This is a genomic window from Nocardia sp. CC201C (assembly GCF_030010695.1).
Taxonomy (GTDB): Bacteria; Actinomycetota; Actinomycetes; order Mycobacteriales; family Mycobacteriaceae; genus Nocardia; species Nocardia otitidiscaviarum.
This window is the reverse complement of the sequence record NZ_JASCXP010000181.1, coordinates 1-14,021: the sequence shown is the minus strand read 5'-3', so window position 1 is coordinate 14,021 and position 14,021 is coordinate 1. Positions and strand designations below refer to the sequence as shown.

Annotated in this window: 14 protein-coding genes and 1 pseudogene; 3 read left to right on the top strand and 12 right to left on the bottom strand. The window is 70.1% G+C overall.

Annotation, left to right across the window (positions count from 1 at the left end):
* The 8 genes from QK444_RS19565 to QK444_RS19530 all read right to left on the bottom strand — a co-directional run.
* Nucleotides 1–571, bottom strand: a 571-nt coding sequence (locus QK444_RS19565; protein ID WP_282782346.1) for an MlaD family protein, incomplete at its 3' end; no start/stop codon positions are given.
* A complete protein-coding gene (locus tag QK444_RS19560; protein ID WP_282782344.1) occupies nucleotides 568–1,632 on the bottom strand; it encodes an MlaD family protein in 1,065 nt (354 codons plus the stop codon). The genes QK444_RS19560 and QK444_RS19565, both read right to left, overlap by 4 nt.
* Nucleotides 1,629–2,729 carry an MlaD family protein gene (locus QK444_RS19555; protein WP_282782341.1) on the bottom strand — a complete coding sequence of 367 codons (1,101 nt, stop codon included), beginning with the start codon at nucleotides 2,727–2,729 and terminating at the stop codon, nucleotides 1,629–1,631. Before QK444_RS19555 ends, QK444_RS19560 begins: the two co-directional genes overlap by 4 nt.
* The gene (locus QK444_RS19550; protein WP_282782339.1) at nucleotides 2,730–3,710 is read right to left on the bottom strand and encodes an MlaD family protein; all 981 of its coding nucleotides are present in this window, start codon (nucleotides 3,708–3,710) and stop codon (nucleotides 2,730–2,732) included.
* Complete coding sequence (locus tag QK444_RS19545) at nucleotides 3,698–4,735, bottom strand: MlaD family protein (protein WP_282782337.1); 1,038 nt, start codon at nucleotides 4,733–4,735, stop codon at nucleotides 3,698–3,700. Before QK444_RS19545 ends, QK444_RS19550 begins: the two co-directional genes overlap by 13 nt.
* The gene (locus QK444_RS19540) at nucleotides 4,732–5,781 is read right to left on the bottom strand and encodes a mammalian cell entry protein (protein WP_282782335.1); all 1,050 of its coding nucleotides are present in this window, start codon (nucleotides 5,779–5,781) and stop codon (nucleotides 4,732–4,734) included. Before QK444_RS19540 ends, QK444_RS19545 begins: the two co-directional genes overlap by 4 nt.
* Before the next feature lie 2 nt (nucleotides 5,782–5,783).
* Nucleotides 5,784–6,581 carry an ABC transporter permease gene (locus QK444_RS19535; RefSeq protein ID WP_282782333.1) on the bottom strand — a complete coding sequence of 266 codons (798 nt, stop codon included), beginning with the start codon at nucleotides 6,579–6,581 and terminating at the stop codon, nucleotides 5,784–5,786.
* Nucleotides 6,578–7,429, bottom strand: a complete 852-nt coding sequence (locus tag QK444_RS19530) for an ABC transporter permease (RefSeq protein WP_282782331.1) — start codon at nucleotides 7,427–7,429, stop codon at nucleotides 6,578–6,580. Before QK444_RS19530 ends, QK444_RS19535 begins: the two co-directional genes overlap by 4 nt.
* 290 nt (nucleotides 7,430–7,719) lie before the next feature.
* Between QK444_RS19530 and QK444_RS19525 the strand changes: the two genes are divergently transcribed.
* Nucleotides 7,720–8,886: an alpha/beta hydrolase gene (locus QK444_RS19525; RefSeq protein WP_282782329.1), complete on the top strand. Its 1,167-nt coding sequence runs from the start codon at nucleotides 7,720–7,722 to the stop codon at nucleotides 8,884–8,886.
* A 12-nt stretch (nucleotides 8,887–8,898) separates the two neighbouring features.
* Here the strand turns inward: QK444_RS19525 and QK444_RS19520 are convergent, their stop codons facing one another.
* Nucleotides 8,899–9,702 (bottom strand): SDR family oxidoreductase, encoded by an 804-nt coding sequence (locus tag QK444_RS19520; RefSeq protein ID WP_282782327.1) that lies wholly within the window; start codon nucleotides 9,700–9,702, stop codon nucleotides 8,899–8,901.
* A gap of 295 nt (nucleotides 9,703–9,997) precedes the next feature.
* Here QK444_RS19520 and QK444_RS19515 point away from each other — a divergent pair, with 295 nt between their 5' ends.
* Complete coding sequence (locus tag QK444_RS19515) at nucleotides 9,998–11,041, top strand: AraC family transcriptional regulator (RefSeq protein WP_282782325.1); 1,044 nt, start codon at nucleotides 9,998–10,000, stop codon at nucleotides 11,039–11,041.
* 5 nt (nucleotides 11,042–11,046) lie between these two features.
* Here QK444_RS19515 and QK444_RS19510 read toward each other — a convergent pair whose 3' ends face one another.
* From QK444_RS19510 to QK444_RS19500, 3 genes are all read right to left on the bottom strand, one after another.
* On the bottom strand, nucleotides 11,047–11,466 hold the full coding sequence (locus QK444_RS19510; protein ID WP_282782323.1) for a DUF4254 domain-containing protein: 420 nt from the start codon (nucleotides 11,464–11,466) through the stop codon (nucleotides 11,047–11,049).
* A 141-nt stretch (nucleotides 11,467–11,607) separates the two neighbouring features.
* Nucleotides 11,608–12,984 carry a HAMP domain-containing sensor histidine kinase gene (locus tag QK444_RS19505; RefSeq protein WP_282782321.1) on the bottom strand — a complete coding sequence of 459 codons (1,377 nt, stop codon included), beginning with the start codon at nucleotides 12,982–12,984 and terminating at the stop codon, nucleotides 11,608–11,610.
* Nucleotides 12,981–13,646 carry a response regulator transcription factor gene (locus QK444_RS19500; RefSeq protein ID WP_282782319.1) on the bottom strand — a complete coding sequence of 222 codons (666 nt, stop codon included), beginning with the start codon at nucleotides 13,644–13,646 and terminating at the stop codon, nucleotides 12,981–12,983. The genes QK444_RS19505 and QK444_RS19500 overlap by 4 nt, the downstream gene beginning before the upstream one ends.
* A gap of 76 nt (nucleotides 13,647–13,722) precedes the next feature.
* Here QK444_RS19500 and QK444_RS19495 point away from each other — a divergent pair.
* A pseudogene (locus QK444_RS19495) lies at nucleotides 13,723–14,021 on the top strand (hypothetical protein); the annotation flags it as partial.

Here is a 14,021-nt window from a genome sequence, read left to right as displayed (position 1 = left end):
CGGTGCGGGCCAGCAGCGTCGCCGCCAGCAGATCGGTGGCCCGGGACAGCTGCGGAATCACCGCCTCGGTGTTCTCGGTCGCCGCGGTGAAGGTCTCGACAATGGAGGCGAGCGCCGTCGGATCCAGCTGCCGCAGCAGTTCGGTGGTGGTGCGGGCGATATCCGGAATCGACACCGGCGCACTGATCTTCGTCGCCCGCACCACCTGTCCGTCGCTCAGGTGCGGCCCCTCGGCCGAGGGCGGGTCGAACAGCAGATAGGACTCCCCGAGTCCGGACAGCCCCTCGATCCGCACGGCGCTGGCGGTGGGAATCGGGTAGTCCGCGTCGACGCGGAAGCGCACCTCAACCGCCCCCGGCACATGCTCGACCGCGGTGATCCGGCCGACCTCCACCCCCGACAGCAGCACCTTCGAACGCGGCAGCAGCCCACCGGATTCCGGCACGTACATGGTGGCGTGCACCTGCTCGGAGAACCAGGTCACCCGCACCACGCCGAACGCCAGGTAGGCGCTGCCCACCACCAGGATGGTGAGGATACTGGCCAGTGAGAGCGGGGTTTTCGCCTTCATCGAACCATTCCGATCATGCGCAGCGCCCGGACGATCCCGTCGATCCGTTCCTCGGCGGGCAGGGTCGCGCCCTCCACCCGTACCCCGGTGACATTCACCTTCGGTCCGCGCTCCACGAAGGGAATGATCTTCTCGCGCAGCAGCGCCACCAGGCGGTTCAGATTGGACGGTGCGCTGAGGTCGAGCGGATTGCCGCCCAGCAGCAGCGGCACGAAAGCCTTGGCGGCGGCGTCTCCGGCGCGCAGCAGCGGCGCGGTCCACTGCAACGACTGCCCGATCACCCCGAGCGAGCTGAGGATGCCGAGGGTGTACACCAGCGACCGCACATCCGCGGGCAGCTCCCGGGAGCCCCGTTCGCTCAGTAATGTCCCGAGTTCGCGCGGATTGGCCAGCACCGCTTCGAGATTGCGTTCGAAACCGTCCAGGAATCGGTCGACGGCATCCAGATTGTCGGCGATATCGCGCACGTCGGTGCCCAGCCGGTCGGCGATGCGCGCCGTCTCCTCGGGCGTGGCGGGCAGCACCGCGTTGGCCTGTTCGATGATGTCCTGAATCCGCTGCGGCGCACCGCCGCCCACGAAGGCGGACAGTGCCGCGAGCAGATCCTCCACCTGCAGGGCGGGTTGGGTCCGCTCCAGCGGGATGGTGCCGCCGGGCGGAATGGTCGCGCCGGTCTCGCCGGGTGGCGTGGTCAGTCCGATGTACACATCACCGAGCAGCGTGTTCTGTCGCAGCTGCGCGGTGGTGCGCACCGGTAGCCGTACCGCACTGGAGATCTCGACCACGGCGTCGATCCGCCCCGGTCCCGCCGCCGACGGGTCGACGACGGCGACCGAGCGCAGACTGCCGACCTTCGCGCCGTTGGCTATCACCTTGGCCTGGGCGGGCAGATTCAGCGCGTTGGCGAATTCGATGTGGATCTCGTAGGTCGGCCCGGCCACGGACGCGCCGGGCACGGGCACGGCGGCCGGGTCGACACCGCACGCGCCCGACAGGGCGGCGACCGCCGCGCAGGCCATGGCGGCGACCGCGCGTCGCCGACGGGGAGGTGGTGTGTTCACCGTGCACCTGCCAATCCGAGGACGAGTGGCACCAGGTCCGCCGTCGCCATGCCGTGCTCGGCGTCGCGGCAGCGTCCGGGTGCGACCGCGTTGACGGCCCCGCACACCTGGTCGGCCAGCTGGGGTGGGAGCGCGACGCGCGGTGGGGCATAGGTGATCCGGACCTGTCCGGTCTCCGGGTCGAGGGTGTCGCGGAAGGCGCCGACCAGGGCCGGGATCAGCTCCAGCAGCTGGCGCAGCGATCCGATGTGCGCCGAGAGCAGTCGCAGTTTCGGCACCAGTGCGTCGAGGCCGCGCAGCACGGGCTGCCCGTACTCGAGGGTCATGCGGTTGAGCCACGGCAGGATCACCAGCAGGGAATCGACGATCTGCACCGTGCGGTCCCACATCTGGTTGACGAAGTCGAAGCCCTCCCCGGCCTGGGTGAGCGCCAGTTTGATGTCACCCCAGTTGAGCGCGATGCTGCGGGCGATGGAGCTGAAGGCGTCGATCAGATCGCCGATATGTCCGATGGCGGCGTCGGGTTGCCGCAGTGCGGTGGCGAGCTCCCGGATGACCCGGTTGAGCCGTTCCCCCGTGCCGTCGGTGGCCCGGTCGAAGGCGATCACGCTGTCGCGCAGTCGTTCCCGTTCGGCGGGGTCGCCGTGTCCGGTCAGCTCATCGGCGAGGGTGGAGAACGCCTCCAGGGTGCGGCTGATGCTCTTGGGCGTGAAGGTCTCGGTAACGCAGGTCCCGGTGTCCCAGAGCTGCTGGGAGGTGTTGTCGCCCAACACTTCCAGCTCCCGGTCGGCGAGCACGGTATCGGAGACGGTGGTGGCGGTGACCGCGCCGCGCAGCGGATGCTCGGCGTCCACCCGGAAGCTCACCCGCACCGAATCGCCTTGGGGACGCACGGTGTCGACGACACCGACCGGCAGCCCCCGCGTGGTCACGTCATTGCCCGGGTACAGGCCGATGGCGTCGGGCATGAGGGCGCAGTAGGTGAGCATCCGTTTCCCGGGTTGGAAGGCGACGAGGTAGCCGACCACGGCGACCAGCACCACCAGGGCGACGCCGACCACGGTCGTGAAACCCGGTGAGCCGAGGAAGCGTTTCATTCAGCACCGCCTTCCCGGCACCGGGACGCACACCGGCGGGGCCTCGACGGTGATGGCGGACTGGTCGACGCTCAGTCCGTGCTCGGGGGTGATCGCCGCCCGCAGCCGGGTGCGCAGCAGTCCGAGGCCGTGCAGCGACGCGTCGATGCGCCGTCCCAGCTCCTCCAATTGCGGTACGGCCCGCACGAGTTGGTCTGCGAGGGGTTCCAGGACCTCGCGCCAGGCGGGTTCGACGGCCGCGATGCGCGAGAGCAGCTGGCTGGTCACCAGCAGCGCCTCCGCGATCTCGGCCTTCTTCGCCAGCCCACGGGTTTCGATGTCCCCGAGCTTGCGGACGAAGGTGCCCAGCAGGGCGGTGTTGGCGTCGATGACGGTGAGGTACTCGTCCATCACGGTCAGCGCCCGCGAGATCTCCGCGTTCTGCCGTTCGAGCACGCCCACGATGCTCTCCACGGCGATACCCATGCGCCGCAGCGCGTCCGGGCTCTCCTCCAGGGCCTGTTCCAGCGCGGCGAAGTTGGCCCGCAGCGTATCGCCGTCCACCTCGGCGACCGGTGCGGCGGCGTCCTGGAGAACGCGGATCAGACTGTAGGGCAGGCGCACCCGCTCCGGCGGAATGACCTGGTCGCCGAGCGGTTCGTCACCTGCGGGGAAGGCGGCGATGTAGTGTCCGCCCACCACGGTCAGCATGCGCACCTCGAGGGCGGTGCGGTCGCCGAGCCGGACGTTGTCGTCCACGGTGAAGGTCATGCGGACCCGATCCGGCAGCAGTTCCAGGGATTTCACCGCGCCGACCCCGATTCCGGCGATCCGCACCTCGTCACCCACATCCACCGACCGGGCCTCGGTGAGTTCGGCGGTGTAGACGCGCTTGCCGATCGGCAGCACGTAGACGATGCCGGTGGCGATGAGCAGCACGACCAGCGCCACGGCCCCGTACAGGCCGAGCCGCAGCTCCCGCGCGGGTGTCAGTTCCGACATATCGCGATCCTCTGTCCGGCGATCAGCACGGCGAACGGCGCGGGCACCGGGGCCGGTCCGCGCGAGCAGGTGAGGTCGGCCCGGCCGGGTGTGCCGTCGGCCGGTGGCAGCAGGTCGGCCAGGGTCTGCAACAGGCCGGGCAGGCGGCCGAGCACGTCGAGGGCCTGGTCCGGATCCGGGAACAGCAGCCGCAGGTCCCGCACCAGCAGCGGATTGCTGCGCTCGGTGAATCCCAGCGTCGCCATGAGACTGTTCAGCGGGCCCAGGGCCGAGGGCGCGGTGTCGGCGAACAGCAGCAGCCCGTCGAGTTCGATGTTCAGGGCGGTGAACACGTCGGCGATCCCGCGCAGCAGGGTGACCAGGTGCGGGGACTTGCCGCCGATCTGGTCGGAGATGTCCTGCAGATTGGACACGATGAGCGACAGCACGGCCTGCCGGTCGCTCACATAGCGGCTGAGTCGTTCGAAGGCGTCCAGGGCGGGCCCGATACCGGACCCGTCGCCCTGGATCACCGCCAGCACGCTCTCCGCGAAGTGGTTGAGCGCGCCGGGGGAGAACTCCTCCAGCACCGGCCGCAGGCCGTTGAACAGCTGGGTGATATCGAACGACGGGATGGTCTTGTCGAGCCCGATGGTGGCACCGGCCCCGAGCCGCGCGCCGGGCCGATCCGGTTGCCGCACATCCACATACCGCTGCCCGGTGAGCGTCTGATACCGGATGGCCAGCCCGCTGCTCTCGTAGACGGGCCGGTCGGTGCGCACCGTGAACCGGACGACTGCCGTCGCGCCGCTGAGTTCGATCGCGGTCACCTCGCCGACCTGCACCCCGTACATGCGCACGTCGTCACCGCGCTTCAGACCGCTCACATCGGTGAATTCCGCGCGGTATCCGACGGTGTCGCCGGATACCGGCCGCAGGATGGCGGTGATCACCACCAACAGCAGCGCCAGCATGGCGGCGGTGAACACGCCGAGCCGCACCAGCACCCCGACCGTGGCGGATCTCGTCGTCGCCCCTCTCGTCATCGCACCCCCTCCGGCTGTGTGAGAGCCGTGAACGCCTGCTGCCCGAGCAGGGGTACGCCCACCGCCGGGACGCCGCGCAGGGTCACCTCGAGCGACACCACGGGACCGTCGGGCGTGTCGGCGAAGACGCGGTCCAGGCGCTCGATGAGTTCGGTGAGTTGCGCCCGCGAGGTCGCCGGATCGGGCACCGTGCCCGCCAGCGCCTCGACGGTGGGCGTGAGCGCGCCGATCAGTCCGCCGAGGTGGGTGCGCAGGGTGTGCAGCGTATCGGCCAGACCGAGCAGCACCCCGTCGCGGATGACGGTGATGGACGTGTCGTAGCGCTCCCGTTCGGTCCGGAAGATCTCGATATCCATCAGGGCCGCCGCCAGCCGGAAGGTGGCGGAGGTGAACGCGCCGAACCCGTTCAGGAACGACCCGTACTGGTCGATCAGGAACGACGACGGGTACACCTGGGTGTCGGCGACGATCCGGCCCAGCTCGACGACCGCCTCGATGATCGGCGTGAAGGCCCGCAGATCGGTGTCGATGCGGGTGAGCAGTTCGGTGAGTTCGGGAGTGAGCACCTCGGTGACGGTTCCGGTGAGGGTGCGCAGCAGCGCGCCCATGGTCACGTCCTCGACGCGTCCGCCCACATCGATCAGCTGCCCGTCGCGCAGCGGCGCGCCGCCCGCTTCGGCGCGCAGCGCCAGCGTGCTGATGCCGAAGAGATTCTCCGGCGCGTAGTCGACGCCGAAAGTATCGGTGAGGCCGGCGGTCTGGGACCGGTCCAGTTCCAGGGTGAGCAGTTGCCGCCCCCGCTCGACGGGCCGCACCGCCGCGATCCGGCCGACCGCCACCCCGTCCAACCGCACCGCCGTGCCGACGCCGATGCCCGCCCCGATCTGCTCGGTGCGCAACTGGATTCGCAGCGTGTCCGCGGGTGCTCGCCGCTGGTAGGCGTTCCAGGCCAGCACCGCCGCCACCGTGCACATCACCAGCAGCACGCCGAGCCCGCGGGCCATGGGCCGTGTGGTCCGCACCCCGGGAATCGCGTAGTTCGGCATGGCTACCCCGGGAACTCGATGGCCGAGTCGACGCCCCACAGCAGCAGCGTCAGCACCATGTCCAGGCCGACGATGGCGACGAAGCTGGCGCGCACCGCTCGCCCCGAGGCGATGCCGACGCCCTCCGGTCCGCCGGAGGCGAAGAAGCCGTAGTAGCAGTGGATGAGAATGACCGCGACGCCGAACACCAGGATCTTCACCACCGCCGCGACGATGTCGTAGCCGCTGGTGAACTGGAAGAAGTAGTGGTCGTAGACGCCGCCCGCCTGGCCGTGCAGCAGCACGATCACGGTATCGCAGGCCAGATACGACAGGATGAGCGCGATCAGGAAGGTCGGCACGATCGCCACCGCCCCCGCGATCACCCGGGTGGTGACCACGAACGGGACCGAGCGCAGGCCGAAGGATTCGATGGCGTCGATCTCCTCGGAGATGCGCATGGAGCCGATCTCGGCGGTCATCCGGCAGCCCGCCTGCGCGGCGAACCCGACGGCCGCGGCGATGGGAGCGAGTTCGCGCGTATTCGCGAAGGCCGACACCACGCCGGTGACCGAGCCCAGCCCGAGCAGGTCCAGGGCGGCGAAGGACTGGATGCCGACCCCCGCGCCGATGGCGATGCCGTGCACCACCAGCATCGGCACCGTGCCGCCGCCGACGATGAACGAGCCGCGGCCCCAGGTCATATCGGTGATGGTGCGCATGGTCTGGGCGCGATACCGCGCCAGCGTCACCGGGATCCCGGCGAGTGCCTGCCATACGAAGCCGACCGCGAATCCGGCGTTCTCCAGTGGGCGCATCATGCCACCCGCATCGGCAGGAACATGGTGACCACCTGCGTGATGGCGAGATTCACCACGATGATGGCCGCCACCGACAGCACCACGGCGGCGTTGACGCCGTCGGCGACGCCGCGCGGCCCACCCCGGGCCTCCAGCCCGCGCTGACAGGCCACGATCACCACGATGAATCCGAAAAGCATTGCCTTGCCGAGGGAAATCCAGACATCCGCGAGAACGGTGAACGCGCCGAATGTCGCCCAGTAACTTCCGGGCGTCACATTCTGCGCGCCGATCGCCACCCCGTATCCGGCCAGAATGCCCACGAATACGATCAGGATATTGAGCAGCGGTGCCACGAAAAGCATGGCCGCCACCCGTGGTGCGACGAGTCGGTGCACCGGGTCGATACCCATGACGCGCAGGGCGTCGATTTCCTCGCGCACCGTGCGCGCCCCCAGATCGGAGGCGATGGCCGAGGCCCCCGCACCACCGAGCAGCAGTCCGGTGGCAATCGGCGCGCCCTGCTGGATGACGCCCAGACCGCCCGCCGCGCCGAGCAGTGAATCCGCGCCGAGCTGGTGGATCAGATTGCCCACCTGCACCGACACCACCACGCCGAAGGGAATCGCCATGAGGATGGCGGGCAGTGCCGTGACGGTGATGAGATACCAAGCCTGGTGCAGCATTTCGCGCCAGGGGAAGGTGCGCGCCACCATGTCGGTGACCGCGCCGCGCACCGATTCGACGGCCAGGTCCACCGTGCGGCCGAAGGTGCGCAGACTCGATATCGCGGTGGCGGAGAGGTTCTTTCGGATGATGTGCGGGGCCGAGGCGGTCTCGCCGCGCGGGGATGCGGACTCGGGCTGCACGGCCGCTCCCTCCCTCGGTTCCCGTGTCGAGGCGGTGTAGCTTCCTCGACACCCGCTCGCTGGGCAGGCGTCGGCGAGGAGGCAGGATGGCGACACGGCCGACGCAGGCGCGGACCCGTCATGCGCCGGTGCTCCGGCGGGCCGCGCGGGGTATCCGCTTTCGAGGCTAACGGAGAGGTTCGGAGCTTATTGCCGTAATGCGCGGCGCAATTCGACACTGTTACCGGAATGGCGGTTTCTGTCGGCGTGCCGTCGCGCCGGGCGCGGCGCGGCATGGATTAATAGCGCGCATGATCGTTCGCTGGCTATTCGCCTTCGTGGCGGTACTGATCGCGGCGGTAATGGGAATGAGCACCTATGTCATCGCCCGCTACCCGATATCCGATCCGCTGGTGCGGCTGTCGGCGGTGGTCAGCAATTACGGGCTGTTCCTGATTCCGCTCGGCATCGCGGGCGCGGGGCTGGCGCTGCTGGCCCGGCTGCGCGGGCACGCCGTGGTTCGCTGGCTGGGTGCGCTCACCGCGCTGGTGTGCGTGGTCGGTGCGGCGGCGGCCGTCGTGCCGCTGGTGGCGTCCTGGCGGGAGGCGCAGCGGCAGGGGGCGAGCCTGTCGTTCGGTGAGTACATCACGGCGGGATCGAATACCGGATCGCTGGATCCGCGCTTCGGGGTCGGCTACAACGTCGTCGACGGCCGGGAGTTGCTGCTCGATGTGAAACTGCCGTCGGGAACCTCGGATTCGCCGCGTCCGGCCGTGGTGTGGGTGCACGGCGGCGGCTGGGCCGAGGGTGATCGCGCGCAGTCACCGCGCTGGCACGAGTGGCTCAACGAGCGCGGCTACGCCGTCTTCGCCATCGACTACCGGCTGAGTCCGCCGCCGCGCTGGGATCAGGCGCCCGCCGACGTGAAGTGCGCGATCGGCTGGGTGAAACAGCACGCCGAACGCTACGGTCTCGATCCGGAGCGGGTGGTGGTGGCGGGCGCTTCGGCGGGTGGGAATCTGGCTCTGGTGGCGGCGTATTCCGACGACCGCGTCCAGCCCAGCTGCGCGGTCACCGATACCGCGGTGCGGGCGGTCGCCGCCCTCTACCCGGCCACCGACCTGCGGGCGGGCTGGCACGATCCGGATCTGGTCGCGGGAACGCGGGAACTGTTGCGCGACTACACCGGTGGCACCCCGGAGCAGGTGCCCGAGCGTTACGCGGCGGCCGCGCCGGTGAGCTATGTGCGGCCCGGGCTGCCGCCGACCCTGCTCATGCACGGCACCCGCGATCACGTGGTGCCGCACGCCCAGTCGGCCCAGCTGGCCCGGCTGCTCGCGGCGGCCGGTGTGGCACACGAACTGCTGTCGATTCCGTACGGCGAGCACGCCTACGACATCAACTGGGGTGACTGGGGCACGCAGTTGTCCCGGCACGCGTTCGACCGGTTCCTGGAGCGGCACGTGCGGTCGAATTGAGTCCGGGCCGGGTCAGCGCTTCAGGCCGTAGGCGGTGGCGATGGCCTTCTCCATGACCGTGCGCGGCAGCAGCCGCCGCACCGCGAACAACAGCGGGGCATTGCTGCCCACGGCGTACAGCGGTTTCGGGCGATCGGCCGCGACGGCCCGGACGATGGTCTCCGCGACCCGCTCGGGCGTGATGCCCTCGGACTGCTTGCGATCCAGCGCGGTCATGAAGCGCGTGAAATCCGCGGTGTGCGCGGAACCTTCGTCGAGGTATCTGGTGCGGCGCTCGCGCAGGCCGGTATCGATCTGCCCCGGTTCGACCGTGGTGATCCAGACGTCGAAGGGTGACTCCTCGAATCGCGCGGCGGTCGCGAAGCCGCGCAGCGCCGCCTTGGTCGCCACGTACGAGGAGCGGTACGGCATCGGGAAACTCGCGAGCATGGAGCCGACCATGATCACCCGGCCACGGCGTCGCTCGCGCATTCCGGGCAGCACGGCCTGGGTGAGGGCGACGGGGCCGAGCACATTGAGCCGGAACAACCGCGCCACCGCGTCGCCGGGGAGTTCGGCCAGCGGCCCGGCCTGGCTCTCCCCGGCATTGTTGATCAGCACGTCGACCGGGCCGAGTCCGCGCGCGAACTCCGCGATGGACGCGTCGTCGGTGAGGTCGAGGGCGCGGTACTCCACGCTCGGCACCCGATCGGCGTCCGGAATGCCCTCCGGACTGCGGCTGGTGCCGATCACTCGGTAGCCGCGGGCCGCCAGCGCCGCCGCGGTTGCCTTCCCGATTCCGGACGATGCGCCGGTGACGACGGCGGTTTCCTGCACCGCGACCTCCTCGTGCTCTGATGTTCGCCCCACCCTACTGGGCGCGGCGACGCATCTCTCCCGCGAACGGTGGTGACTGAGACAGTAGTGTCGGTGTGCCGTGCCGTATCCCCTGTTCGGGGGGATTCCATCGGTTCTGTCCGGTATCACTGGCGGTGTAGCGGTCTGGGTCAGTTGGCGTTCGGTCTTGTGTACACCACCGTTCATTTTGTAGGTTTCGTCACAGGGAACGGTTGGTGTTGATATCTGTCGCCAACCCGCTGGGACAGTTCGACGGCGATGAGGGTACGGGTACATGTGTGACTGGGATCTGCTGCGGAATACCTCCGGGGTACGCGTTCTGACACGACTGGCGGAGGAACGGGGGATGCCCGCGGCGGACTGCCTGGCGGGCACCGGGCTGCCGACGACGGCGCTGGTCGATCCGAGCGCCGAGGTCACGGCGGGTCAGGAACTCGCGGTCATGCGCGCCCTGCTCGCGCGCTTCGGTCGGGAACCGGGACTGGGGGTGGCGGCGGGCGCCCTCGACCACGTCGGCCTGCACGGCCCGTGGGGCCTGAGCCTGATCGGCAGTCGCACCCCGCGCGATGCGGTGGACGTGGCGCTGCGCTATGTGGACCAGTCCTTCGTGGGCGGCGGGCTGTCCTTCGAGGAGTCCGAGGGTGAGGCGCGGCTGCGGTTCGACGGTGACGAGGTGCCCGCCGACGTGCGATCCTTTCTCGTCGAACGGGTCATGACGGGTGTGCTGCTGCTCGGTCGCGAACTGTTCACCACGGGGGTCCCCGTCCGCCGCATCGGATTCCGGCACCGCCGCCCCGCCGACACCACCCGCTACCGCGACATCCTGGGCACCGAACCGACCTTCGACCATCCGGTCGACGAGATCGCCTTCGACAGCGCGTGTCTGGACAGCGCGCCGCCGCGGGCCAACGAATGGGCGCGCAGCACCTGCGAGCAGCTGTGTCGTGAACTGCTGTCCCGCCGCCAGGCCCGCACCGGGGTCGCGGGCGCGGTGCGGGATCTGCTGGTGCGCGACCCGGCCGAGATCCCGGACCAGACCGCCGTGGCCGCCCAGCTGTACATGAGCCAGCGCACGCTGTCGAGGCGGCTGCACGAGGAGGGCACCTCCTTCCGGGCGCTGCTCGACGAGGTCCGCCAGACGCTGTCGGAGGAACTGCTCGACCACACCGATATGACCACCGAACAGGTCGCCGCCCGCCTCGGTTACGCGGAGGCCGCCTCGTTCATCCGCGCCTTCCGGCGCTGGAAGGGCTGTCCGCCACAGGAATACCGCGCTCGCGGCCCGCGCGCCGCCGCCCGGACACCGGCCCTGGTGTAGCGCGTTCAGGCGAGGCCGTGGATGCGGTCGTTCCATGCGTCGGCGAGGGTCGCCAGGCGATGCCACGCGGTGTGGACCCGTTCGTCGGAGGCGCTGGCGGCGGTGCGCAGCACGGTACTGGCGTGCACCTGCGCCGCCGCCATGCGATCGACGGCGGTGCCGAAGGACTCCCGGCGCTGCGCGGCGCGCGGGACATTGCGCCGCACCCACTCGTCGATATCGGCGATGAGTTCGGCACGGACACCGTCGATCTCACCGGAGTGCTGGGGATGACCCTGCGATACCAGGTGCAGCTGCGCCAGTGCGAAGGCGCAGCGGGTGACGGGGTGGGTGCCGGGCTGCTCACCGATCTGGCCGCAGAAGGCCGCCAGTAGCTCATGCCAATCCGGAATGACGGTGCGGCGCAGCGTGATTCTGGCGAGCATGGCGAACTCCTGTCCGGTACCGCGGCCCCTGCGGGGGGAGTAAGTGATCCAAGCCATCCGGAGTGAATTCGCGGTATATCCCTGGTGCACCCGACACGGCGGCCGGCCGAATCTCGCGCCGCCCCAGCATAATGCGGGCGGTCAGCGCTCGGTGCGGGCAGCGGGGAAGGACAGCCGGAACTCCGCGCCGTGGCCGAGTTCGGAGGCGACGGTGAGCTCGGCGTCGTGTGCCGCGGCGACCTGGGCCACGATGGCCAGGCCGAGACCGTGGCCGGGTGTCGAGCGGGCGGTGGAGGAGCGGTAGAAGCGGTCGAAGACATGCGGCAGGTCCGGTGCTGCGATACCGGGGCCGCTGTCGCGCACCGACAGGCACCGGCCGGTCAGTTCCACCCGGACCGTGCCGTGCGGCGGACTGAATTTGGCGGCATTGTCGAGCAGATTGGTGACGGCGCGGGTGAGCCGCTCGGGGTTGCCGTACACGGTGGTCGGTTCCAGCTCGGTGTGGAAAGCGATGGCGGGCCAATGCCTTCGAGCCCGGTCCAGGCAGTCGCGCACCAGCGTGTCCGCGCGCAGGTCCTCGAACGGCACCCGGGGTGCGGTCGGATCGTCGTTCCGGGCGAGGTCGATGAGGTCGGTGACCAGGCCGGACAGTTCCTCCGCCCGCACGCGCAGCGCGGCCGCCGTCTCGTCGAGGTGTTCAGGGGACAGCCGCCGGGCGCGGCGCAGCAGATCGATATCGGTGCGCAGCGCGGTGAGCGGGGTGCGCAGTTCGTGGGAGGCGTCGGCGACCAGACGCCGTTGTGCCGCACGGGCATCCCGTTCCGCGGTCAGGGCCGCGTCGAGTTCGTCGAGCATGGTGTTGACACTGGCGGCCAACCGGGCCAGTTCATCGGATCCGGTGATCACGATGTGCCGGTCGGGGTTTCGGGTGCGCGCCACCTCCTCGGCGGCCCGGGTGAGCGTTTCCACGGGGGCGAGCGCGCGGCGCGCCAGCATGGTCCCGATTCCGGCGGCCAGCAGCGTGCCCGCCCCCGCCGCCGCGAGCAGAGCGAGACCGACCCGGCGCTGTCCCGTGGGGACGGTATCGGCGCGCTGCGCCACCTGGACGGCACTGCCCGGCCGCAGCGGCGCGGTGTACATGCGCATGGGGAGGCCGTCGATCGTGAAATCGCTGAAGTACGCCGCCGCGGAACCCTTCGCGACCGCGCGGGTGCGGTCGTCCACCGGCAGCGTGTCCTCGGGCCGGGTATCCGATTCGACGGTGCCGTCGGCCGTCACCACCTGAACACAACTCGGGGCGGCGAGGTAGCGGCAGGGTCCGGAGAGGGCGGCCACCGCGGGCTCGGTCGCGAACTGCCGCGTGATCCGGGTGGCCTCCCGGCGCAGACCGGTATCCAGGGCGCTGTGCAACTGGTGGCCCACCACCAGATAGGCCGCCGCCGCCATGCCCGCCAGCGCCCCGGCCATGGCGAGCACGAAGAACGCGGCGATCCGGCCGCGCAGCCCGAGCCGCCTCACATCCGCCCCAGGCGGTAGCCGATACCGCGCACGGTGTGCACGAGCGGCGGCAGCTCGTCGATATCGAGTTTGCGCCGCAGATAGCGGATGTAGACCTCGAGCGAATTCGAGGTGGCCACCCGCCCCCACACCCGCTCGACCAGCATTTCGCGGGGCAGCGCCTGTCCGGCATTGCGCAGCAGGACCTCCAGCAGCGCGAATTCGGTTCGGCTGAGCTCGATGACGTGTCCGCCGCGGCGCACCGTATGGGCGGTGGTGTCCATGACCAGATCGGCGCAGCACAGCACCGCACCGTCCGCGGGCTGGGTGCGCCGCACCAGCGCCCGCACCCGCGCCAGCAACTCCTCCAGATCGAAGGGTTTGACCAGGTAGTCGTCGGCGCCGGCATCCAGTCCGGCAATGCGGTCGGCGACGGCGTCGCGGGCGGTGAGCATGAGGATCGGGGTGCGGTCGCCACGCGCCCGTAGCGTGCGGCAGGCGGTCAGGCCGTCCAGGAACGGCATGACCATGTCCAGCACCACCACTCCCGGCTGCCAGTCGGCAATCGCAGTGAGAGCGGTCGCGCCATCGCCCACCCCGCGCGTGTCGTAGCCCTCCGCGGCCAGGGCCCGCACCAGGGCGTCGCGCACCGCGGCCTCGTCGTCCACCACCAGCACCCGCATGCCACGGCATCATACGGACGGCCCCGAACTGGGCGTTCTCATCCAACTCTCATCGGAGACCGTGAACGTGGCGGGTATGAGATGGCGGAAACCTCGACGCGTATGGGTACTGCTGATGCTGTCCGGACTGGTCGTGACCGGATCCGCGGCCTGCTCGCGCGTCCCGGAGACGAACGCGCCGCGTGTAGACGGCAATCGGGTGGCTATCACGGTGGCCGGCGGAACGGCCGAGATCGACACGGCCTCGCTGGCCGTCAGCGCCCGGACGGGCGGGCAGCGTGTGGAGCTGTCCGGTCCCGTCACCGGGCTGGGGACGGCGGGCGGCGTGCGGACGGACGGCGAGAGCGCGCAGTGGACCTACCCCGACCGAGGCTG

Excerpts from the sequence above, each read along its gene's own strand:
- QK444_RS19555 (WP_282782341.1), bottom strand. The coding sequence starts at position 2,729 with ATGAAACGCTTCCTCGGCTCACCGGGTTTCACGACCGTGGTCGGCGTC.
- QK444_RS19550 (WP_282782339.1), bottom strand. The coding sequence starts at position 3,710 with ATGTCGGAACTGACACCCGCGCGGGAGCTGCGGCTCGGCCTGTACGGG.
- QK444_RS19545 (WP_282782337.1), bottom strand. The coding sequence starts at position 4,735 with ATGACGAGAGGGGCGACGACGAGATCCGCCACGGTCGGGGTGCTGGTG.
- QK444_RS19540 (WP_282782335.1), bottom strand. The coding sequence starts at position 5,781 with ATGCCGAACTACGCGATTCCCGGGGTGCGGACCACACGGCCCATGGCC.
- QK444_RS19535 (WP_282782333.1), bottom strand. The coding sequence starts at position 6,581 with ATGATGCGCCCACTGGAGAACGCCGGATTCGCGGTCGGCTTCGTATGG.
- QK444_RS19525 (WP_282782329.1), top strand. The coding sequence starts at position 7,720 with ATGATCGTTCGCTGGCTATTCGCCTTCGTGGCGGTACTGATCGCGGCG.
- QK444_RS19515 (WP_282782325.1), top strand. The coding sequence starts at position 9,998 with ATGTGTGACTGGGATCTGCTGCGGAATACCTCCGGGGTACGCGTTCTG.
- QK444_RS19510 (WP_282782323.1), bottom strand. The coding sequence starts at position 11,466 with ATGCTCGCCAGAATCACGCTGCGCCGCACCGTCATTCCGGATTGGCAT.
- QK444_RS19500 (WP_282782319.1), bottom strand. The coding sequence starts at position 13,646 with ATGCGGGTGCTGGTGGTGGACGACGAGGCCGCGGTGCGCGACGCCCTG.